This is a genomic window from Pedobacter sp. UBA5917, from assembly GCF_002432345.1.
GTDB lineage: Bacteria > Bacteroidota > Bacteroidia > Sphingobacteriales > Sphingobacteriaceae > Pedobacter.
In genome coordinates this window covers 1-20,602 of sequence record NZ_DJDT01000351.1, presented here as the reverse complement: position 1 = coordinate 20,602, position 20,602 = coordinate 1, and the positions used below count along the sequence as shown (strand labels likewise).

The window sequence follows — 20,602 nt, the reverse complement described above, 5'->3', positions numbered from 1 at the left end:
TGTTTACAGAAATATAAACTGACACAGGATGAGGATAACAGCCGTATTGTTATCGAGAAACCTTTCGGTCACGATTTAGAATCGGCAAAAGAGCTTAATACTTTATTAAGCACCATTTTTACCGAAAAACAGATCTATCGTATCGATCACTATTTAGGTAAAGAAACCGTGCAGAATATGATGGCTTTCCGTTTTGCAAATGCCCTTTTCGAGCCATTGTGGAACAGATCGTACATCGATCACGTTCAGATTTCGGTAACCGAGCAGCTGGGCGTTGGCGATCGTGGCGGTTATTACGAAGGTTCGGGTGCTTTGAGAGATATGATCCAAAACCACTTATTGCAACTGCTTTGTTTAATCGGTATGGAAGCACCGATCAATTTCGATGCCGATGAGATCAGAAACCGTAAAGTAGAAGTTTTAAAGGCCATGCGTCCTTTCTCTGCCGATGATATCCGTTTCCACACCGTTCGCGGCCAATACAGTAAAGGTTGGGTTGAAGGTAAAGAAGTACCGGGTTACCGTCAGGAAAAAGGCGTTGATGCCCATTCAAATACCGAAACTTTTGCCGCTGTTAAATTCCACATCGATAACTGGAGATGGCAGGGCATTCCTTTCTATTTAAGAACAGGAAAACGTTTAAACCAAACTTCATCGTTAATCACTATTCAATTCAGAGACGTACCGCACCAGATTTTCTCTTCAGGTGTAACCGAAAACTGGCAACAGAACAGGTTGGTAATCAGCATCCAGCCCGAAATGAGTATCCGTATGCAGGTTCAGGCGAAAAGACCAGGTTTGGATATGGTATTAAACCCCGTTGATATGGTTTTCGATTATAAGGGAACTTACGAAGGTGATACCCCTGAGGCTTACGAAACGCTGTTATTGGATGCCATGATGGGCGACCAGACTTTGTTTATGCGTGGCGATCAGGTAGAAGCTGCATGGGAATTGGTAATGCCGATATTAAACACATGGGAAAGCAAAAAATCGATCAATTTCCCTAACTACCCTGCCGATAGCTGGGGACCGGAAGAAGCCGAAGCATTAATTGCAAGAGATGGTTTCCACTGGTTTAACTTGCCATTGAAGAATAAGGAATAATTACCCAGAAATCGTCACCCTGAATTAATTTCAGGGTCTTATTCGAGATAGATGCTGAAATGAATTCAGCATGACGACTTTATTATTGATAAGATGAATCTACTCATATATAAAACATTAGAAGAACTTAACCAGGATCTGGCAGATTATGTAATCAAAATTGCAGAAATGTCTATCGAGCAAAACGACCGTTTCAACTTCGTACTTACTGGCGGCAGTTCTCCTAAAGCACTTTACCATTACCTTGCCACAGAAGGCGAGCATCGCATTGATTGGGAGAAAGTATATTTCTTTTTTGGTGATGAACGCAACGTACCGGCCAATGACGATAATTACAATGGATTAATGGCAAAAAAAGCCATTTTAGATCCGCTTGGTATTAAAGAAGACCACATTTTTTATGTAGATACCACTTTAGCACCTGAAAAAGCAGCTATTGAATATAAAAAAGCCATTGATCAACATTTCAAAGGTGAAGACATTGTATTCGATCTGATCCTTTTGGGCATGGGGGATGATGCGCACACCGCTTCAATTTTCCCGCACACCACTTTAGTTAAGGATGAAGAAGTAAATATAGCTTCGGTTTACGTAGAGAAACTGGATACTTACCGCATCAGTTTTACTGCACCTTTGATCAACAAGGCAGAAAATGTAGCCTTTCTCGTTTTTGGCGAAAACAAAGCTGAAGCATTAAAACATGTGATTGGGGATACCGAAAAAAATGTTGACTTATACCCTTCTCAGTTAATCGATCCGATTGATGGTAAATTAACCTGGTTTACTGATGAAGCAGCAACAAAATTATTAGAAGATTAAAAAAAATCCTGAAACTGGTTAACGGATGATAGCATACATAAATGCGTCATCCTGAACTTGTTTCAGGATCCATATTATGAAGTTATTAATTTAACATTTTTATTGCAGGAAAGATCCTGAAATAAATTCAGGATGACGGTTCGCAAGTAATTAACGAATACGCTACTTGATGTGCCCCTCCATCAACAAACTCGTCATTTCGACTGAAGCGCAGCGTAATGGAGAAATCTATATTCTTATTTTCTTTTGATATTTTAAACCATCTCCAAACACATCTGGTAAAGCCCCGAAAAAGTCTGCCAATTTAGATTTCTTTGGGTCATTATTAATTTTCTTCAAAGCATCCTTAATTTCTTTTTCGTTAGTTTCCTTATTCACTACAATTACCATATTTATTGTATTTTATATTCAAGTTTAACAATTATTATTGTTACCTACAATCAATTAAGATTAAACAATGCTAAAAGATACTACTGACTTTTTAAACGGAAAAACGGAATATACCTTAGGGTTGTTCCGTTTTTTTATGGAACAATTGGCCGAAATAGGCGAAGTTAAGCTCCGTACTACCAAATCGATGATTGCCATCGAATCCAAAAGCACTTTCGCTTACATTACGCAACTGGGCAAAAATTTTGTACATGTAGTTATTCCTTTCGATCAGGCTTACGAAGATAATTTGTGCTTCACCAAAATTGCACAGGTACCCGGAACCAGTCAGTTTAACCACCATTTAAGGATTTATTTCGAGGAAGATATAAATGAGGAAGTGAAAAGTTTTTTGAGGCTGGCGATAAAACAAAATACGTCACCCTGAATTTATTTCAGGGTCTATAATGTGGCCACGATGGTTTTCCAAAAAAGATCCTGAAATAAATTCAGGATGACGGTTCGCTGGAAATTGCCCTTACTACATCAATCCGTCATTTCGACTGAAGCAACGCGTAACGGAGAAATCTATATCTATAACATAAGTCATCCTTCTCAAAAGATCCTGATCCCGAAGGTTCGGGACAGGATGACGATTCGCGGGGGATTACTATTCTTGAATGTGCTGTCGGATGTTACCATCCAACAGTTAAAGGATTAATATCAGCGTCAGATGGTAACATCCGACGCCACGAATTACTTAATCCAACTTCTCCTCTATCAATAACTTGATAATACCATCGGCCATTCCTACTTTAGGTACATAAATCTGTTTGATTCCTGTCCATTTCATTAAAGTAAGGTAAATTTCGCAGGCCGGGATAATTACATCCGCACGATCAGGATTTAAACCTAAAGTATTGATACGTTCTTTTAATGAGTAACTGGTAAGCTTATTGTACATCGAATTTAATTTCTGCAACGATAATGGTGCATTTTCCTTCTCGTCCGACATGCGGAAAAGTTTATTGATGTTACCACCTGTACCAATACCGGCAAGGTGTTTATACGCTTTCGTATGCTCTTTTACCCAATCTTTCATTTCTTCCCAGGTTTCTTCCTTGTCCTGGTTATCCAACATCCTGATGGTCCCGATATTAAACGATCTTGATGCCTCGGGAGCACCTTTCACAAAAACAGAAAGTTCAGTACTACCTCCGCCCACATCAATATACAGGTAAGTTTTATTTTCGTCGAGTTCCTCTTCTATGTGGTTGGCATAAATAATATTTGCTTCCCTTTGTCCTTCGATAATCTCTAAAGTAAGATCGGTTTGTTCTTTAATCAGTTTTACAATATCCTGTCCGTTATGGGCTTCGCGCATCGCCGAAGTTGCACAGGCCAGGTATTCTGATACATGGTAAACATCCATCAGGTTTTTAAAGGCCGTCATCGTTTTAACAAGGTCGGCTGATTTTTTCTCCGAAATATGCTGATCTAAAAACGCATCATCACCCAAACGCAATGGTACACGGATTAACGTATTCTTTTTATATTTATATTTTCCGTCCTGTTTGCTGATATCAGCAATGAGTAACCTCACTGCATTCGAACCGATATCTATAGCTGCGTATCTTAACATTATGATTGATGCTTGGTTTTTAAATAGTTGTAGATGTCTACCTGCGCCCTTATCTTTTTACTTAATCTGTTTTTATGGTATTTATTGTTGTTCAAGGCATTAATTTGCCTCGATTTGGTATTATCCTGCAATTGCAGATCGATAATATCCTGTATCTCCTGTTTCACATCCTGATCCAAAACCGGGAACCCCACCTCTACACGGTGTTCAAAATTCCGGCTCATTAAATCTGCCGAAGAAAGGTACATGTCGTTTTTACCATTGTTGCCAAAAATGTAAACACGGGCGTGTTCCAAAAATTTATCGATAATGCTGATGGCTGTAATGTTTTCGCTAAAGCCTTTTACACCCGGCACCAAACAGCAGATACCACGGATGATCAACTGGATTTTAACCCCTGCATTGCTCGCCTCGTAAAGTTTGGAAATTATGCCTTCATCGGCCAAACTGTTTACTTTTAGCATGATATAGGCCAATTTACCCTGTTTTGCATTCCTGATTTCGCGGTTGATAAAATTAACCAGTTTCGAGCGGCTTTCTAGAGGAGAAACAATTAAATGTTTAAATCCTTTTGTTACCGTACGTTTGCTCAGGGCATCGAAAAGTTTAACCAGATCGTTGGTGATCTCCTTTTTGGCGGTAAAAATACTGTGGTCGCAATACAAACCAGCGGTTTTTTCGTTAAAGTTACCGGTTGCCAGGTTGGCGTAGTAAACAGGTTTTTCTTTTTCGATCCGTTTAACCAGACAGATTTTAGAGTGGACCTTATAATCCGTTAAACCATAATTTACCTTCACCCCTTCTTCCATCAAACGGGTGGTCCAGAAAATATTGGCCTGTTCATCAAAACGGGCTTTAAGCTCCAATAAAACAGAAACCGCTTTACCATTTTTGGCTGCGTTAATCAGGGCGTTGATTACTTTAGAATTTTCGGCCAAACGGTATAAAGTAATCTGTATTTCGGTAACTTTTGGATCTATCGCGGCTTCACGCAGAAATAAAATAATATAATCGTACGATTGATAAGGCAGATTAACCAGGTAATCGCGTTGTGCAACCTTCGTAAACATGCTCTGCGTACGGTGCAGGTCGTGAACTTTAAGCGGCACATTCGGCGCATATTCCAGTTCCTTTTTCCCAACATTCGGGAAGGCAATAAAATCACCGAATTTATGGTAGCGGTTACCTGGGATCAGGCTTTCTGCTTCGAGTTTCAGTTTATTTACCAGAACGGTAAGCATATTCAAAGGCATGGCCGAATCGTAAAGCAAACGCATCGGTTTTCCCTTTTTACGTTTCTCCAAACTGCTTTTTAAATCGTCGATAAATTTATCGTTGATGTTTTTGTCGATATCCAGTTCCGCATCACGCGTAAGCTGGATCGAATAAGCCTCTAAACTATCGTAGGTAAAAACATAGAAAATATCATCCAAACAATACCTGATGATATCTTCGGCAAGGATGATAAATTTAAGATCATTCGTTTCCGGAAGCACCAAAAACCGTGGTAAATTAGGTGGAATCTCAATAATCGCGTACTTTTCCCTTACTTTGGTATCCTTTTTCGATAATTTAACGAAGAAATACAGATACCTGTCTTTCAGCTCCGGAAAAGGTTTATCCATATCCAGCATAATCGGAACCAGGTTGGATAAAATCTTATCCCTGAAATGGTTTTTCACAAACTCTCCCCTGCTCACATTCAGTTGGGTATCGTTTAAAATAAAAATCCTGTTCTGGGCAAGTTCGTTGATTAAAGTGGCCTGAAAAAGCTGGTCGAATTTTCTTTCCTGCTTTACCACAATATTTTTAATCTCGTTAAGGATTTTCTTTGGGTTAAATCCTAAAAGTGCTTTTGCTTTATCATTCAGATTGGTAAGCCTGCTCATGGTGGCTACCCTAACGCGGTAAAACTCCTCTAAATTTGAAGAAAATATGGATAGAAATTTAATACGTTCAATCAGCGGCACAGTTTCGTCTGCAGCTTCCTGCAATACGCGATCGTTAAAGTAAAGCCAGCTAATTTCACGGTTAAAAAAGGGGATCTTCTTATTGCTCATCTAAAAAAATAAAAAATCCCTGCCAAAAACAGGGATGCTCAAATCTGCATATTAATTTGTTAAATCGATGTTAATTCATTTACGTATTAACGTTAACAAATTTATTTTTTGGTGGGTGTTTTAACCGCTTTCTTAACCGCAGGTGTTGCTTTTGCCACTGTTTTTTTAACAACAGGCTCCGTCTTTTTTTCTTCAGTTGCCGGGGCTACCGTCTTTTTAACTGTTGTTGCCGTTTTTACCGGGGCTTTAGCTGTCGGAGCTACTGCCTTTTTAACAACTGTAGCCGTTTCTGCTACCGCTTTTTTTGCCACAGCAGCCGGTTTAGCTAAAACTTTTTCTGCTTTTTCTTCAGTTTCTATAGCGGCAACCTTAACACTCTGTACCACAGGCTTGGCTTTGGCAACGGCTTTTTTAACCACTTTTTTGGCCGTTTTTTCTGATTTGCTTACGGCTTTTTCGACCGGTTTTTTCGCTGTTTTTGCTTTTTCTTTTGATGCATGGAGCAATTCATCTATCTTTTGTCCTACATCAGCTTTTACGATGGTAAACTTCTTGGTCAGTTTTTTAGCCACCCGTTTACTCGCCTTTCCAACCTCTGTACTGATTTCCGATACATCATGCCCTAAACTTTTGATTACATCCAAAAATTTGTCGGTGATAGATTGCTCCAATTGTTTTTTGGCTTCTTTCTTGGTGATCTTTTTTTGAGACTTTGGTTTAGTGGTTTTCATATTATTTTTCGTTTTTTTGTGAGGTAAGATTAATTTCTACTAAATCTACTTATTTTTTTACTTTAAAGCTAAAACCATGCCTTCTTTTGATATAGTAAGTAAAGTTGACGCGCAAACTTTGGACAATGCGGTTAACAATGCAAAAAAAGAAATCCTTAACCGTTACGATTTTAATGGCTCAAAAAGCACGATCGATCTGGATAAAAAAGCAAATGTAATTACCATTGTAACCGAAGATGATATGCGCTTAAAAGCCATTGAAGATTCGATCATTTCGAGAATGATGAAACAGAACCTTGATCCTAAAAGTCTGGATTTTGGTGATGAACAACAGGCTTCGGGTAATATGATCCGGAAAGAAATCAGCATTAAAGAAGGATTGGATAAAGAAGCAGCTAAAAAAGTGGTTGCGAAAATCAAAGCCAGCGGTTTAAAGGTGCAGCCTTCTATCATGGACGATCAGGTACGTGTAACGGCAAAAAAAATCGACGATTTACAGGCGGTAATCAGCTTGTGCAGAGGCGAAGATTTCGGACAGCCATTGCAGTATATTAACATGCGTAACTAAGAGGGTTAACTGTTTAAACTGGTTAATCGGTTAACTGTTTAGTATATTCAAACAGTTAACCAATTCAAACAAATTAGCCAACCTTTGCAGTTAACCGATTTATACGCTTAACCGATTAACCTAAAAAAACATGGAAATCAGCGAAAACGGATTTATATTTTCAGACAACAAGGAGCTTTTGGATATTGAAGCCATCCATCATTATTTAAGTACGGAATCATACTGGGCAAAAAACATCCCATTCGATACCGTAAAACGGTCTATCGAAAATTCACTTTGCTTTGGTATTTATAAAGATCAGGAACAGGTTGGTTTTGCACGTTGGGTAACAGACAAAGCAACTTTTGCCTGGCTCTGCGATGTTTATGTAAAAGAAAGTTACCGTGGTTTGAGTTTATCGAAGAAACTGATGTCGTTTATGATTTTCCACCCCGATTTGCAGGGTTTGCGCCGTTACCAACTGGCCACCCTGGATGCCCATGGCCTTTATGAACAGTTTGGCTTTTCGGTAATTGAGCATCCGGAAAGACAGATGGGCATCGCAATTCCGGATATTTACACCAGAGCTGCTGAATAAGCAAAAAACCTTTCTTAAGTTCTCTTGTTTTTAATATACATCAAAACATAGAGAAAAACATGAAAAAGATATTTTTATTACCTACAGCTTTTGCACTGGTACTATCATTCGGATCCTGCCAAACTGCAGATAAAAAATCGTCGATGACGAAAGATAGTGTTGCCGGCGATACCCCGATGGTAAATGGTAATCATGTTTCCGGTATAGAAAGTACCGAATCGGGCCTTGACGAAGCTGGTGCCACATTTTTAAGAAAAGCTGCGATTGGTGGCATTATGGAGGTTGAAGCAGCCAAAATTGCGGCTAAGAATGCAAAAAGCACCGAGGTGAAAGATTTTGCAGCCAAAATGCTTAGCGATCATACCAAAGCCAACACCGAATTAAAAGCCCTCGCAAAAGACAAAAAAATAATTACTGCTGATGCACTGCCAGCTGAAGATCAGATCCACCTGGATGAAATGAAAAAGATGAGCGGTGCGGCTTTTGACAAGCATTATATGGATATGATGGTTAACGATCATGATAAAACAGTAGCGTTGTTTAAAACAGGTTTAGAAAACCGCGATCAAAGTGTAAAAGCATGGGCAAGCAATACGCTGAAAGTAATCGAATCGCATGATGAAATGGCGAAAAAGATTGTAGCAGGTTTGAAATAAATTAAAATCTCTTTTTATTAAGTTCAAAATCCTGAAATAATTATTTCGGGATTTTTTATTTTATCAGTTACTTTAATAAACACCGTCACCCTGAATTTATTTCAGGGTCTATTATACACAGAAGACCCTGTAATAAATCCGATAGCTATCGGATCAGGGCGCCACCACCACTAATTAAAACATGCTAAAACCACTATTTTTTTTTACATTTTCTTTCAATAAAAAAATTAAAATTAACTTTCCGCGTTTAATACAAAAATAAATAAATGAATAAGAGTAGAATTTTCAGAACGCTTTTCAGTTTGGCGCTCGTAAGTGCAGTACCAACAATAGTTAATGCGCAAAAAGCCAATTGGCAAAATCTTGATCTTAAAAGTGATACTACGTTCGGAATCAGTACCGAAAAAGCATATAAAGAACTTTTAAAAGGCAAAAAATCGGTTAAAGTAATCGTAGCTGTTAACGACGGCGGTGTAGAAGCCAACCACGAAGACCTGAAACGCATTATGTGGGTAAATACCAAAGAGATTGCGGGCAATGGCAAAGACGATGATAAAAATGGTTACATCGACGATATCAACGGCTGGAACTTTATCGGAGGGCCTAAAGAATCTGTAAATTTCGAAACACTGGAATTAACGCGTTTAGTGCGTCGTGATCAGGACCGTTTTGCCAATACCACAGATGCAAACGTTAGCGAAAAAGACAAAAAAGATTGGGAGGCTTTTAAAGCAGAGCGTGCAGATTTGGAAAAACAACTGGCTGAGGCTAAAGAAAATCTAGCTGGTATAACCGGATTTAAAGGTGCATTGGATGCTGTTGTAAAAAAAATCGGCAAAGAAAACCCGACCGTAGAAGATTTTAAGAACTTCAAACCATCTACACAGATCGAAGGCAGGATCCAGGCCGTTTTATCGCAGCAATTGGAAAAAGGCAGTTTTAAGGATTTTTATGAAGATCAGATTGTTGAAGGATTGGATTATTATACCCGTCAGGCCAATTACAACCTAAACCTTGATTACGATCCACGTTCGATAGTTGGCGATGATCCGAACAATGTAAAAGAGAAATTTTATGGCAATAACGATGTAAAAGGTCCGGATGCTATGCACGGTACACACGTAGCAGGCATTATTGCTGCAGATAGAACGAACAAACTGGGTATTTTAGGTGTAGCCGATAATGTTGCCATTATGGGCGTGCGTTGTACGCCGAATGGTGATGAAAGAGATAAAGACGTGGCAAATGGTATCCGTTATGCAGTTGATAATGGTGCTAAGGTAATCAACATGAGTTTTGGTAAAGCGTATAGCTGGAACAAAGAAATCGTTAATGAAGCGATGAAATATGCGGCTTCTAAAGATGTATTGATCGTACAGGCTGCCGGTAACGAGAACAAAAACATCGACGTAGAAAACAATTTCCCTAACCATAAAGACTTAGATGCAAAAACCATCGCATCGTGGATTACAGTTGGTGCTTCGGGTCCGAAAGACGACGAAACACTTAAAGCAAGTTTTTCTAACTTCGGTAAAACTCAGGTAGATGTTTTTGCTCCGGGTGTACAGATCTATTCAACCGTACCGGATTCTAAATACAAAAACTTAGATGGTACCAGTATGGCTTCTCCGGTTGTGGCCGGTTTGGCCGGATTGATCCGTTCTTATTATCCGAAATTAACTGCTGCACAGGTAAAAGAGATTATTGTTAAATCGGTTACCAAAGTTAACCATAACGTAGAGTATGCTAAAAGCGAAGAACCTGGCGCAGAAAAAGTTTCTGTGCCTTTCTCTGATCTTTGTATCAGCGGTGGAATTGTAAATGCTTATAATGCATTAAAATTAGCTGCTACTTATAAATAAAACTACTCGTCATTTCGAGCGTAGCACAACACAGTTGATGCGATAACTCTTTTATTGAATTGTCATCCTGAGCGTAGTCGAAGGATCTTTTAAAGGACACTGCATTCTAGGTAGATCTCTCCACTTCGGTCGAGATGATGATTTTATGTAAACTACTCCTTTGGAGCCTTTTTTATCGGGTGCACAGGCTGTTCTTCCTGCTCGCGCTGTTTTGCCGGATTGTTGGTTTTCGGAGCCTTATTCGGTACACTATCGTTTTCTTTTCTCACCGTTTTATGGTCAACAGGTTGCCTGCCTTTAGGTACTTCTTCCTGGTAATTGCTTCCTGGTTTATCGCTTGTAACTTTTGGACCGCTCATTTTTAAATGATTAAATGAATGAATTTTGAATGATTGAATGTTTCAAAGTTTTAAGGTTGAAATGTTGCGCATGCCCAACCTAATCCTTTATTTAATAACAATCCTTAATCTGTTAAGTTTGAAAAAATGCCTTTATCAATCAATCATTTTTTCATTCAAAACTCAACCCTTCTCTCATTCAATCCTTCATTCAATCAATCTCTCATTCAAGATTCAATCCTTAATTATAAAGCAAATATTTCTTACGCATCGTTTTATAGGCACTTAATCCAGGTTCCCAGCTCGCCCTGATTTCCGCTTCACTTTTACCGTCGATTACCTGTTGCCTGAAATCGGCTACACCAACCAGTCTTTCAATTGTGCCCATTTCTTTGCTCAATTTGGTATTAAAGAAATCTTCTTTCCTTGGTGAAGCTTTATATAGTTCAATCAACCAGCTGATGTTAACCTGTTTTGATTTAACCAGTTCTGCAGTATCATAATTTCTCAAATCAAGGCCATAACAAACCTGATCCTGGAACAATGGGGTTTCCGACATACCTTTTATGCTTTTTGGGGTAAAACTGAAGTCGAATTTCCCTTTCAGATAAGGTGCTCCAACAACGGTAAAAGGGAACATGGTACCACGCCCGTGGTTTAAATAAGTACCCTCAAACAAACAGGTTGATGGGTAAAGTAGAATAGCCTGTTGCGTATTAAGGTTCGGAGATGGTTTAACGGGTAAAGTATACTCCATATCGTGGTTGTAATTTGCATTTTTGATAATGGTGATTTTACATTTCACTTTATCTTTTAACCAGCCTTCGCCATTTAACATCTGTGCATATTCGCCAACGGTTAAACCATGGGCAATGGGAATAGGTTGTACACCGATGCCCGACTTAAATTTAGGGTCTAAAATCGGACCATCAATTAAATAACCGTTCGGATTTGGCCGATCTAAAATTAACAGTGGTTTATTGTTTACCGCACAGGCTTCCATTACATGCTGAAGCGTGTTAATGTAGGTGTAAAAACGTACGCCCACATCCTGGATATCGAAAACCATAACGTCGATATCGGCGAGGTCTTCGGTGGTAGGGGTACTGTGTTTACCGTAAAGCGAAATTGCTTTTATGCCTGTTTTGGTATCAACATCATCGTTAACGGTAACACCGGCACTTGCATTGCCCCTAAAACCATGTTCCGGACCAAATATTTTCTGGATTTTAATTCCGTGTTTTAACAGGCTATCAACCGAAGTTTGCGTACCGATAACCGATGTAGGGTTAACCACCATACCAACACGTTTCCCTTTTAGCAATGGAAGGTATTTTTCGGTCTGTTCGGCTCCTGTTTTAAGTGTTGATGGCAGTTTTGGTGTCCTGATCAACAGTTTCCTGTTTTCCAGATTTTTTCCTTTTCCAATTTCCTGTTCCAATGGTTTTGGCTGTCCGCAGGCTGATAATGCAATTAAACCTGTTAAAGCAAAGCAGAAATATTTTTTCATTTTCTTATTATTCTAATCTTCCGGTATGATAACAAAACAATTAAGCCGATATTTTGATTTATGCTATTGATATTTGCGTATTGTAAGCTGATCCCTGATGTTTAAAGTTGGTTATTTATTTCCGAAAATGCCATTTTTTAAAAGGAATTGAGCATTTTTGTTACTTAACAATTGATTAAATTGAATTTCGAATATTTCATAGCAGGGCGTATAGCCATTAAATCGGAACGTACCTTTTCTAAACTGATTGTCCGCATAGCCATAGCAGGCGTGATGTTGAGTTTGGCTGTTATGATCCTTTCCATTGCCATCATTAAAGGTTTTAAAACGGAAATTCAGGATAAAGTGAGGGGATACCTTGGCGATGTACAGATTACACGTTACGACCTGAACAATTCTTTTGAACATTCGCCTTTTGTATTGGATGCGCAAACGCAGAAAATGCTCAACAACAACCGCGATATCGAATTTTATTATCCTTTTGCAACAAAGCCGGCTATTCTTTCGGCCAATAGTGAGATAGAGGGTATCAATTTTAAAGGGGTAGATAAAAGTTATAAATGGGATTACATCAAACAGCACATCATTAGCGGTACCATTATTGATTTTTCTGATAGCACGGCTGCAATGCAGGAACTGTTGATCTCGAACTATACAGCAAAGCGGTTAAAACTAAAAACAGGTGATGATTTTATCATGTATTTTGTACAGAATCAACTCAGACCGCGGAAATTTAAAATAGTTGGTGTTTACGATATCGGGGTAGAGGATATTGATAAGGGTTTTGTGCTGGGCAACCTGAATATCATCAAACGTTTAAATAACTGGAAACCGGATGAAATTGGCGGTATAGAAATCAGGATTAAAGATTTTAATAAACTTAAACCAGTTGCCGATAATATTTACGAAAGTTTGCCGCGTAATCTCCGCTCTTATTCTATTGAAGAAAATTTTCCGAATATTTTTACCTGGTTGGGTCTGCTCGACGTAAATACAAACGTAATCCTGATTTTAATGCTGATTGTAGGCGTGATCAACATGGTTACGGCATTGTTGATTATGATTTTGGAGCGTACGAATATGATCGGGATGCTGAAATCGTTTGGGGCAAGCAACTGGAGTATCATGAAGATTTTTCTTTACAACTCCGCTTATCTGGTAGGGATTGGCTTGCTTTTAGGGAATATTTTAGGCTTGGGGCTTGGTTTTTTACAGCAATCGACACATATTTTTAAACTTAACCAGGCTTCGTACTTTTTGGCTTATGCGCCGATCGAATTCCATTTTATCGATGTTTTGGCGCTTAACGTAATTACGATTGTAGTATGTTTAACCGTTCTGATTATCCCTTCGCTATTGATCAGCAAGGTTTCTCCGTTAAAAGCCATCAGGTTTAAATAATGAAAAAAACTTGGGTCACCGGACAGATCAAACCCGGCGCCCAAGCAAACCTAAACCTAAGATTTTTCTTTATAAATTACGGTTATGCGTAATTTGATATTTTTAATGTTAATCAACCCTTTTTAAAATATACTCATAGGTCAATGTAGCGTACGATGTGGCCGGATCTATATGTGTTTGAGGATTGGCTTTTCTTGTCAGGGTTAAATCTACTCCACTGCTTTTAACGTTATACTCGCCGTTTAAAATCCTGTTCCAATCGAAATCGGCAGTCCAAATGCCTTCATCCACAAAATTGCCAATACCATTTTTAATAGCATAGGTTCCTTTGCCACCAGCTGGTTTTAAATTTCCACTGGCTGTAATATTGAATTTGCCGTCTTTTAACGTAATCGAAATAGGTGTGGTTTCGGGTACTGATTTAACACTATTGGTTACCACGAGTACGCCGGTGTAATTGCCTTCGGTAATTACATCAACTCTGCTTGATTTTTTACAACCAAAAGAAAGGCATAAGGTAAATAAGAGAATATAGATTGCAGCTTTCATACCCCTTAAACGGAGCTCAAATTGAAAACGCTACAGTTAAACAGAAATCCACTCTATTCCCTGCATACTATGTATAAAATCGGTACGGGGCTGGAGGTTGAGATACGGATATGTTACTTTTGAGAGATAAAGCCCTGTTGGATGTGCCGGATCTAATGTTTTGGGCGTTTCTAAACTAATCAGCAGGTTTTCAAAGGCATCAATACTTAGTTCGCCTTTGCCCACTTTTAAAATCTTACCCATTAATATCCTGATCATTTTACTTAAAAAACGGTTACTGGCTATGTGGAAACGGATGCGGTCGCCTTTACTGTTTACAAACAGATCGGCCTCCATTACATTACAGATGGTATGCTCGTACTTATTGGGTTGTGTACAAAATGCCCTGTAATCTTTATATTTTGGCAATAAACTTACCGCTTCCTTCATTTTATGCAGATCGAGCCCAGGTTCGAGGTAAAAAGAACTCTGGTTGCTTAAAAAAGGATCTTTGTAAGTATGGATAAAATAATCGTACCGGCGCTGTACAGCATCAAAACGGGCATGTGGCAGGCCTTCCATTTTAATGATATCGAAAACGGCGATATTTTGTGGTAAGGCTTTGTTTAAGCGGTAAAGCAGGTCGAAATCGAATTCGATCTCAATATCTGCGTGGAAAAAAAACTGACTGGCATGTACATGGGCATCCGTTCTGCCACATCCGATAATCGGCACCGGAAATTTAAAAATCTGGTTCAGCGCTTTTTCAATAACATCTTGTACACTGATGGCACCTGGTTGTTTCTGCCAGCCATTGTAATGCTGGCCCTGATAAGCGATGTGGAAGAAGTATCTCATTATTTTCGCTGCAATTTTACGCAAATTTTAGCAGCCGTAAGATTAAAAGCTATTTTTGCGCTGTAAATTTTGATTATGGATTTAATAAACTGTCCCTGTGGAAGCGGATTGGCTTTTCAGCATTGCTGCCAGCCCTATCATTTAAAAACGAAAACTGCACCTACTGCCGAAGCTTTAATGCGGTCGAGGTATTCGGCTTTTGTAGTGGCCGATGCAGATTATCTTTACGAAACCACACACAGCAGTAAAAGGAAAAACCACTCAAAAAATGCTTATTTAAACAGTGCAAAAAATACCAAATGGCTCAAACTCGAAATTGTTTTTTCGGTTTTTGATGTGGTGGAGTTTAAAGCTTATTACCTGAATAAAAAGTTCCAGACCGAGGTGCTGCACGAAAAATCTAATTTTAAGTTAGAAGATGGGCGGTGGTATTATGTTGATGGGGATTTTTATGAATAATTTTAAGTTTTATTGGCGTACACCGATAAAGTCGTCACCCTGAATTTATTTCAGGGTCAATCTTGCATGAAAGATGCTGAAATAAATTCAGCATGACGTCTCATGTTGGAATGACGTATGACGAGGGGAAGTTATCTCTTATCTACAATTTCTTCGCCTCATTCCAATATACATCCATTTCGGCAAGTGTCATATCGGCAAGGGCTTTACCATTCTCTTTGGCTTTGGTTTCGAGGTACTGGAAACGTTTGATAAATTTCTTGTTTGTTTTTTCAAGCGCGTTCTCAGGATTGATATTGATGAAACGTGCATAGTTGATCAGCGAGAAAAGCACATCACCAAATTCTGATTCTGCTTTTTCGATATCAATAGCCGTATTATCCGCTACGTTAAATTCGGTTTTAAATTCCTGCAGTTCTTCCTCAACCTTTTCCCACACCTGGTTTTTATCTTCCCAGTCGAAACCCACGCCACGTGCTTTTTCCTGTATGCGGGCTGCTTTAACCAAAGCAGGTAATGAAGATGGTACACCTGCCAATACCGATTTATTACCTTCTTTTAATTTAATCTGTTCCCAGTTGCGTTTTACATCTTCCTCGTTCTGTACTTCAACATCACCGTAAATATGTGGGTGGCGGTTTACCAGCTTATCGCAAACACCGTTTAAAACATCCGTAATGTTAAAATCGTTGGTTTCGGAAGCAATGCGGGCATAAAACACCAGATGCATCATTACATCGCCAAGTTCTTTCTTAATTTCATTTAAATCACCATCCAAAATGGCATCACTCAACTCGTAGGTTTCTTCTATGGTTAAATGGCGCAGGGTTTCCATGGTCTGTTTTTTATCCCATGGGCACTGGGTGCGAAGTGTATCTAAAACGGTAAGCAAGCGCGTAAAAGCATCGGCTGGATTATTTGCAGAGGCTGGAATCGGGTTGTTTGGCATGTGCTGTTATTGAGGTAAATTATCGGACGCTAAAATACCAAACCCAGGCGATTAAGAAAAGCTGAAAAGGTATTCTGAACCATAAATATTTTGGCCCTGGGCCGGGTTTGTAGAGGTCTTCGTAATTGATACGGTGTTTTGCCGCATAAATATTGGTCGGTAAAATGGCAATATAAAAGATAATCAACGCTATTCCGGTGTAATACCGGGTACTTTCTATGCTTAAGCCTATGGCGAATAAAATTTCGAGCACACCTGTGAAAAGTACAATCTCTACCTTTTGGGGGATAAACAACGGGATCATTGCCGCCATGCTGGTTTTAAATTTAAAGTGGCCGATGGCGGTAAAAAGCAACATCACACCCATGGCGATATTACCAGCAAAGATATTTCCTTTATCAAAAGTGGTGTGCCCGCCAAAAGCCAATAGCGCTACATACACAAAGAGCAATACAAGTAAAGGTTTCATTGTTATTTTATCAGGTTAAATGCAATTAATATTGTTGCTACGAACAATATCACTAATCCTGATAAAAATATGAAATCTGCTATTTTTTCGAGCCGTTGGCTCGAAGTTTTTGTCCTCCGCATGGCGATAAAAGATAAAATACAGCTGGTCATAAAAAACATTACGGCCGCCACAGCAAACTCATCAATGAGGGAGCCATCGGTAAGGGCAAGCTTTTTTAAGGAAGTAAGTACAATAAAGCAGATTCCCAATAAGTTTGCAGAAGTGCTTAAAATATGCGGCGATCTGTTCTCGGCCATTTTAATCTTTTTCCTCTAATTTAATTTTTTTAGTGATCCTGTAAACACGTTTCTTTTTATCGGGTTTATGTTCTTCACCCATTAAAATACCCCAGGGTTTAAGGTTATCTACCCGGTCGAATATAATTTTTAACATGGCGAGGTAGGGGATACATAAAAACATGCCCGAAATCCCCCAGATCATTTCGCCAACTACGATGCCGATAAATGCAAATAAAGCGTTGATTTTCACTTTGGAGCCTACCACCAACGGCATTAAAACGTTTCCATCCACAGCATGAACACCCACAAAAGCAATTAAAACCAAAAGTACTTTACCTGCACCGGCTGTTGCAAAAGTGATTAAACAACTCACTAATAAGGCAAAAAAGATCCCTAAATAGGGTACAACATTAAATATTCCGGCCACTAAACCCAATAATACAGAATACTTTACGCCTAAAAGGCTCAATACGGTGATCATCAGTACGGTAACAATCAGCATCTGTAAGAATAAACCAATGATGTATTTTTTTATGATATACTGGATCTGACTTACAATTTCACTTACTTTTTCTTTATGCTCTTCTCTAAAAACAGAGGTTAAGAAGGTAAATAAAACCCTGCGGTAATTTAAGATGAAGAAGGTAAATAACAGGGTAAAACCTAAAAATAATAGGGTAGAAGACAGGGTTGCCAGTGTTGTTGCTACTATTGCCGCACTGGTTGCCAATGCTTTTTCTGTACTATCATTTAAATAATCGAGCTGTTTTTGGGAATTTACACCAAAAGTATGTGAAATCCATTTTTGGAGTTCGTGGTACGAAACATTGGCTTTTTCCTTTAATAAAGGCCAATCTGCCCATAAATCGCTCAATTGATTGCCAAAAAAGTAAATAATACCGCCAATTACGGCAATCATCAGAATTACGGAAACCAGGGTAGATAATCCTCTTTTAAATTTTAACCTGTGTTCGAGAAAATTGCCAACAGGTAGCAACAAAATTGCCATTAGAAAAGAAAATAGCAGTGGTGCCAACAACGATTGACCTAAAATGGCAATGTAGGTTAAACTGATTAAACAGAAAAGTACCAGTGCAAGTTTGGGTAGAAATGATAGTTTGTCTTTCATAAATTTTAAATCCTGTTTAATACAAAATGCCCGAGTAATTGTTTCATTAATCGGGCATTTAAATATAAGGGATTATTTTTTTAATACCTGCTTGCCTGATCTAAAAGTGAAATATCTTCGGCCGATAATGTTAAGTTTGCTGCATCGGTGAATGATTTCAACTGACTTAAATCGGTAACACTGGCAATTGGGGCCGTAACAGAAGAATGATAAATCAACCAGGCCAAAGCTACTGAGGCAGGTTCTACATGGTGTTTACCTGAAACCTGATCGAGGGCATCTAAAATCCTGAAACCGCGTTCGTTCAGAAACTTTTTAACACCTCCGCCGCGTTGGCTTTTGTTCAGATCATCTTCGCTACGGTATTTCCCTGTTAAAAAACCGCTTGCCAGCGAATAATAAGTAATTACGCCTAAACCATTATCCAGGCAGATTTTTTCGTGTTCCTGTTCAAATACCTCTCTATCGTATAGGTTATAGCCGGGCTGGTAAACCTCGTAACGGGGCAGACTGTGCTCGGTAGAATAAAGCAGTGATTCTTTTAACCTGTCGGCAGAAAAATTCGAAGCCCCGATCCAGCGTACTTTTCCGGCCTTGATCAATGTTTCATAGGCACTAAGGGTTTCTTCAACAGGGGTGCTTTCGTCGTCAAAATGTGAAAAATAAAGATCGATATAGTCGGTTTGTAAACGTGATAGAGAATGTTCTACTTCGTTGATGATGTAATCTTTCTTTAACGATTTGCCCTGTCCCATATCCGAACCTACTTTCGTGGCAATAATTACATCGTGGCGTTTATTATGTTTTTTAAGCCAGCTGCCGATAATAGTTTCCGATTCTCCGCCATTATTTCCGGGCACCCAGCGCGAATACACATCGGCGGTATCAATAAAGTTGAATCCGCTGCCTATAAATTGATCTAATATTTTAAATGATTTCTGCTCGTCGATTGTCCAGCCAAAAACGTTTCCCCCAAATACAATGGGCGCAATATTTAAATCTGTTTTTCCTAAGGTTCTTTTTTCCATGGTACGATTGTTAATGCTATGTTAACAAATTTAGAAAGTACTGGTTTTGGTAGGCGGTCTGAATTGTGTCAAAATGATTTTTTTAACCGCAGAGGGCGCAGAGATGAAGGCGCAGAGGGCATGGGGTTGGGGGGGCTGTTCGCGTACAGGGTTTTTAACCACAAAGGCACGAAGACGAGCGGTTTTTGCAATTTTATCTTCGGTCATCGGACATCCGACTATGGCCTATTTAACCACCAAGGCACGAAAATACAAAGAGAGGTTTTTTACAATTTTATCTTCGGTCATCGGACATCCGACTATGGACTATTTAACCACCAAGGCACGAAGACACAAAGAGCGGTTTTTTGCAATTTTATCTTCGGACCTTCGGACGCCTGACCTCGGACTTTCCCATCATCCATTATACCTCTTCCATCTTACATACCAGCCTTCACTGCGCGTAACATCTCTCTTTTCCCCGGTGCACCTGGTAATTTTTCGATGGTAAATCCATTGGCTTTAACCGCTCTTTTCAGTTTTCCGGTAATGGCGTAGGTAACAAAAGTTCCGCCGGGTTTTAAGAAACTGCAGGCGTGTGCTATAATTTCGTCGCTCCACATTTCGGGCTGGTGCTGAACCGAGAAAGCGTCGTAATAAATCACATCAAACTTTTGGTCGGTTTTGTATTCGGCCAGGGTTGTATGTGGAATTTCCAATGCGCAAAGCGAAGTTAGTTGTTTGGGTACTTTTAATGCATCGGGATAGTTGGAAATAAAATAAGGCCATATTTTGTTTGGAACATAGGCCGAATAGCCTGTTTGCTCAATTACTTCACTTGCAAGCGGAAAGGCCTCTATACTGGTATAATTGAGTTTAATATTGTTTGCTTCGCAGTATTCGAAACTTAAAATAAAGTTCAATCCCGTGCCAAAGCCCACTTCCAAAATGGAAATTTCTGATTGGTTAGCAGAAGCGAACTTTAAACCTGCATCAATAAATACGTGTTTGCTCTCCTGTAATGCGCCATGTTTACTGTGGTAGTGTTCGCCAATGGTTTCATTGTAAAGTGTATTGGAACCATCGGCAGTAGGCGTGATAATATTCATGGATTAGGATTTTATTGATTTTTTAGTGCTGCAAATATAGGAACAGGATTGGTATGATTTCTAGATTTCAGGATCTTGTTTGTCTTTCAGCTCTGGTCTTTTTTCTCTTTGAGGTTGATTGCACAGATTGATAGATTACACTGATTATGGTTCTTTCAGCTTTGGTCTTTAGT

General features: G+C 39.1%; 23 protein-coding genes. 10 read left to right on the top strand and 13 right to left on the bottom strand.

The window, feature by feature from the left end; all coding sequences use genetic code 11:
- Together zwf and pgl are read left to right on the top strand one after the other, a co-directional pair.
- Positions 1–1,107: glucose-6-phosphate dehydrogenase (gene zwf / locus B2V92_RS24610; protein WP_293313096.1), on the top strand; the 1,107-nt coding region annotated here is incomplete at its 5' end.
- A gap of 93 nt (positions 1,108–1,200) precedes the next feature.
- Positions 1,201–1,926, top strand: a complete 726-nt coding sequence (gene pgl, locus B2V92_RS24605; protein ID WP_293313094.1) for a 6-phosphogluconolactonase — start codon at positions 1,201–1,203, stop codon at positions 1,924–1,926.
- A gap of 228 nt (positions 1,927–2,154) precedes the next feature.
- On the opposite strand, the gene B2V92_RS24600 is transcribed toward pgl, so the two are convergent.
- A complete protein-coding gene (locus tag B2V92_RS24600) occupies positions 2,155–2,316 on the bottom strand; it encodes a hypothetical protein (protein ID WP_293313092.1) in 162 nt (53 codons plus the stop codon).
- A 67-nt stretch (positions 2,317–2,383) separates the two neighbouring features.
- Here B2V92_RS24600 and B2V92_RS24595 point away from each other — a divergent pair, with 67 nt between their 5' ends.
- Positions 2,384–2,743, top strand: coding sequence for a DUF5655 domain-containing protein (locus B2V92_RS24595; protein ID WP_293313090.1), 360 nt, complete (start codon positions 2,384–2,386; stop codon positions 2,741–2,743).
- Between the two features lie 312 nt (positions 2,744–3,055).
- Here the strand turns inward: B2V92_RS24595 and B2V92_RS24590 are convergent, their stop codons facing one another.
- The 3 genes from B2V92_RS24590 to B2V92_RS24580 form a co-directional block, all read right to left on the bottom strand.
- Positions 3,056–3,937 (bottom strand): exopolyphosphatase, encoded by an 882-nt coding sequence (locus tag B2V92_RS24590; protein ID WP_293313088.1) that lies wholly within the window; start codon positions 3,935–3,937, stop codon positions 3,056–3,058.
- The gene (gene ppk1 / locus B2V92_RS24585; RefSeq protein WP_293313086.1) at positions 3,937–5,997 is read right to left on the bottom strand and encodes a polyphosphate kinase 1; all 2,061 of its coding nucleotides are present in this window, start codon (positions 5,995–5,997) and stop codon (positions 3,937–3,939) included. Before ppk1 ends, B2V92_RS24590 begins: the two co-directional genes overlap by 1 nt.
- A gap of 101 nt (positions 5,998–6,098) precedes the next feature.
- A complete protein-coding gene (locus B2V92_RS24580) occupies positions 6,099–6,728 on the bottom strand; it encodes a hypothetical protein (protein ID WP_293313084.1) in 630 nt (209 codons plus the stop codon).
- A gap of 76 nt (positions 6,729–6,804) precedes the next feature.
- Between B2V92_RS24580 and B2V92_RS24575 the strand changes: the two genes are divergently transcribed.
- The 4 genes from B2V92_RS24575 to B2V92_RS24560 all read left to right on the top strand — a co-directional run bounded on the left by B2V92_RS24575 (position 6,805) and on the right by B2V92_RS24560 (position 10,391).
- Entirely contained in the window at positions 6,805–7,296 is a 492-nt protein-coding gene (locus B2V92_RS24575; protein WP_113948827.1) for a YajQ family cyclic di-GMP-binding protein, read from the top strand.
- Positions 7,297–7,426: 130 nt separating this feature from the next.
- A complete protein-coding gene (locus B2V92_RS24570) occupies positions 7,427–7,873 on the top strand; it encodes a GNAT family N-acetyltransferase (protein WP_293313079.1) in 447 nt (148 codons plus the stop codon).
- 59 nt (positions 7,874–7,932) lie between these two features.
- Complete coding sequence (locus tag B2V92_RS24565) at positions 7,933–8,529, top strand: DUF4142 domain-containing protein (protein WP_293313077.1); 597 nt, start codon at positions 7,933–7,935, stop codon at positions 8,527–8,529.
- A gap of 266 nt (positions 8,530–8,795) precedes the next feature.
- The gene (locus tag B2V92_RS24560; RefSeq protein ID WP_293313075.1) at positions 8,796–10,391 is read left to right on the top strand and encodes a S8 family serine peptidase; all 1,596 of its coding nucleotides are present in this window, start codon (positions 8,796–8,798) and stop codon (positions 10,389–10,391) included.
- Between the two features lie 152 nt (positions 10,392–10,543).
- On the opposite strand, the gene B2V92_RS24555 is transcribed toward B2V92_RS24560, so the two are convergent.
- Entirely contained in the window at positions 10,544–10,750 is a 207-nt protein-coding gene (locus B2V92_RS24555) for a hypothetical protein (RefSeq protein WP_293313073.1), read from the bottom strand.
- 220 nt (positions 10,751–10,970) lie between these two features.
- Complete coding sequence (locus tag B2V92_RS24550) at positions 10,971–12,239, bottom strand: exo-beta-N-acetylmuramidase NamZ family protein (protein ID WP_293313071.1); 1,269 nt, start codon at positions 12,237–12,239, stop codon at positions 10,971–10,973.
- Positions 12,240–12,419: 180 nt separating this feature from the next.
- Between B2V92_RS24550 and B2V92_RS24545 the strand changes: the two genes are divergently transcribed.
- Complete coding sequence (locus B2V92_RS24545; RefSeq protein WP_293313070.1) at positions 12,420–13,640, top strand: ABC transporter permease; 1,221 nt, start codon at positions 12,420–12,422, stop codon at positions 13,638–13,640.
- 108 nt (positions 13,641–13,748) lie between these two features.
- Here the strand turns inward: B2V92_RS24545 and B2V92_RS24540 are convergent, their stop codons facing one another.
- The gene (locus tag B2V92_RS24540) at positions 13,749–14,189 is read right to left on the bottom strand and encodes a hypothetical protein (protein WP_293313069.1); all 441 of its coding nucleotides are present in this window, start codon (positions 14,187–14,189) and stop codon (positions 13,749–13,751) included.
- 36 nt (positions 14,190–14,225) lie between these two features.
- A complete protein-coding gene (locus B2V92_RS24535; protein ID WP_293313067.1) occupies positions 14,226–15,026 on the bottom strand; it encodes a tRNA pseudouridine synthase A in 801 nt (266 codons plus the stop codon).
- Positions 15,027–15,101: 75 nt separating this feature from the next.
- On the opposite strand from B2V92_RS24535, the gene B2V92_RS24530 reads away from it, so the two are divergent.
- Positions 15,102–15,485: a YchJ family protein gene (locus B2V92_RS24530; protein WP_293313065.1), complete on the top strand. Its 384-nt coding sequence runs from the start codon at positions 15,102–15,104 to the stop codon at positions 15,483–15,485.
- A gap of 142 nt (positions 15,486–15,627) precedes the next feature.
- Here B2V92_RS24530 and mazG read toward each other — a convergent pair whose 3' ends face one another.
- Positions 15,628–16,434 carry a nucleoside triphosphate pyrophosphohydrolase gene (mazG, locus tag B2V92_RS24525; protein ID WP_293313063.1) on the bottom strand — a complete coding sequence of 269 codons (807 nt, stop codon included), beginning with the start codon at positions 16,432–16,434 and terminating at the stop codon, positions 15,628–15,630.
- 19 nt (positions 16,435–16,453) lie between these two features.
- A complete protein-coding gene (locus B2V92_RS24520; RefSeq protein WP_293313062.1) occupies positions 16,454–16,903 on the bottom strand; it encodes a DoxX family protein in 450 nt (149 codons plus the stop codon).
- Between the two features lie 69 nt (positions 16,904–16,972).
- Between B2V92_RS24520 and B2V92_RS24515 the strand changes: the two genes are divergently transcribed.
- A complete protein-coding gene (locus tag B2V92_RS24515) occupies positions 16,973–17,221 on the top strand; it encodes a hypothetical protein (protein WP_293313060.1) in 249 nt (82 codons plus the stop codon).
- Here B2V92_RS24515 and B2V92_RS24510 read toward each other — a convergent pair.
- From B2V92_RS24510 to mnmD, 3 genes are all read right to left on the bottom strand, one after another.
- Positions 17,204–18,313 (bottom strand): AI-2E family transporter, encoded by a 1,110-nt coding sequence (locus B2V92_RS24510; RefSeq protein WP_293313059.1) that lies wholly within the window; start codon positions 18,311–18,313, stop codon positions 17,204–17,206. The genes B2V92_RS24515 and B2V92_RS24510 overlap by 18 nt on opposite strands.
- An 80-nt stretch (positions 18,314–18,393) precedes the next feature.
- A complete protein-coding gene (locus B2V92_RS24505) occupies positions 18,394–19,341 on the bottom strand; it encodes an aldo/keto reductase (RefSeq protein ID WP_293313057.1) in 948 nt (315 codons plus the stop codon).
- A gap of 419 nt (positions 19,342–19,760) precedes the next feature.
- Positions 19,761–20,429: a tRNA (5-methylaminomethyl-2-thiouridine)(34)-methyltransferase MnmD gene (gene mnmD / locus B2V92_RS24500; RefSeq protein WP_293313055.1), complete on the bottom strand. Its 669-nt coding sequence runs from the start codon at positions 20,427–20,429 to the stop codon at positions 19,761–19,763.
- Positions 20,430–20,602 lie beyond the last annotated feature (173 nt).

Excerpts from the sequence above, each read along its gene's own strand:
- B2V92_RS24515 (WP_293313060.1), top strand. The coding sequence starts at position 16,973 with ATGAAATCTGCTATTTTTTCGAGCCGTTGGCTCGAAGTTTTTGTCCTC.
- B2V92_RS24535 (WP_293313067.1), bottom strand. The coding sequence starts at position 15,026 with ATGAGATACTTCTTCCACATCGCTTATCAGGGCCAGCATTACAATGGC.
- mazG (WP_293313063.1), bottom strand. The coding sequence starts at position 16,434 with ATGCCAAACAACCCGATTCCAGCCTCTGCAAATAATCCAGCCGATGCT.
- B2V92_RS24580 (WP_293313084.1), bottom strand. The coding sequence starts at position 6,728 with ATGAAAACCACTAAACCAAAGTCTCAAAAAAAGATCACCAAGAAAGAA.
- B2V92_RS24510 (WP_293313059.1), bottom strand. The coding sequence starts at position 18,313 with ATGAAAGACAAACTATCATTTCTACCCAAACTTGCACTGGTACTTTTC.
- B2V92_RS24540 (WP_293313069.1), bottom strand. The coding sequence starts at position 14,189 with ATGAAAGCTGCAATCTATATTCTCTTATTTACCTTATGCCTTTCTTTT.
- pgl (WP_293313094.1), top strand. The coding sequence starts at position 1,201 with ATGAATCTACTCATATATAAAACATTAGAAGAACTTAACCAGGATCTG.
- B2V92_RS24570 (WP_293313079.1), top strand. The coding sequence starts at position 7,427 with ATGGAAATCAGCGAAAACGGATTTATATTTTCAGACAACAAGGAGCTT.
- B2V92_RS24530 (WP_293313065.1), top strand. The coding sequence starts at position 15,102 with ATGGATTTAATAAACTGTCCCTGTGGAAGCGGATTGGCTTTTCAGCAT.
- B2V92_RS24550 (WP_293313071.1), bottom strand. The coding sequence starts at position 12,239 with ATGAAAAAATATTTCTGCTTTGCTTTAACAGGTTTAATTGCATTATCA.
- B2V92_RS24505 (WP_293313057.1), bottom strand. The coding sequence starts at position 19,341 with ATGGAAAAAAGAACCTTAGGAAAAACAGATTTAAATATTGCGCCCATT.
- B2V92_RS24560 (WP_293313075.1), top strand. The coding sequence starts at position 8,796 with ATGAATAAGAGTAGAATTTTCAGAACGCTTTTCAGTTTGGCGCTCGTA.
- B2V92_RS24590 (WP_293313088.1), bottom strand. The coding sequence starts at position 3,937 with ATGTTAAGATACGCAGCTATAGATATCGGTTCGAATGCAGTGAGGTTA.
- ppk1 (WP_293313086.1), bottom strand. The coding sequence starts at position 5,997 with ATGAGCAATAAGAAGATCCCCTTTTTTAACCGTGAAATTAGCTGGCTT.
- B2V92_RS24565 (WP_293313077.1), top strand. The coding sequence starts at position 7,933 with ATGAAAAAGATATTTTTATTACCTACAGCTTTTGCACTGGTACTATCA.
- mnmD (WP_293313055.1), bottom strand. The coding sequence starts at position 20,429 with ATGAATATTATCACGCCTACTGCCGATGGTTCCAATACACTTTACAAT.
- B2V92_RS24555 (WP_293313073.1), bottom strand. The coding sequence starts at position 10,750 with ATGAGCGGTCCAAAAGTTACAAGCGATAAACCAGGAAGCAATTACCAG.
- B2V92_RS24575 (WP_113948827.1), top strand. The coding sequence starts at position 6,805 with ATGCCTTCTTTTGATATAGTAAGTAAAGTTGACGCGCAAACTTTGGAC.
- B2V92_RS24600 (WP_293313092.1), bottom strand. The coding sequence starts at position 2,316 with ATGGTAATTGTAGTGAATAAGGAAACTAACGAAAAAGAAATTAAGGAT.
- B2V92_RS24595 (WP_293313090.1), top strand. The coding sequence starts at position 2,384 with ATGCTAAAAGATACTACTGACTTTTTAAACGGAAAAACGGAATATACC.
- B2V92_RS24520 (WP_293313062.1), bottom strand. The coding sequence starts at position 16,903 with ATGAAACCTTTACTTGTATTGCTCTTTGTGTATGTAGCGCTATTGGCT.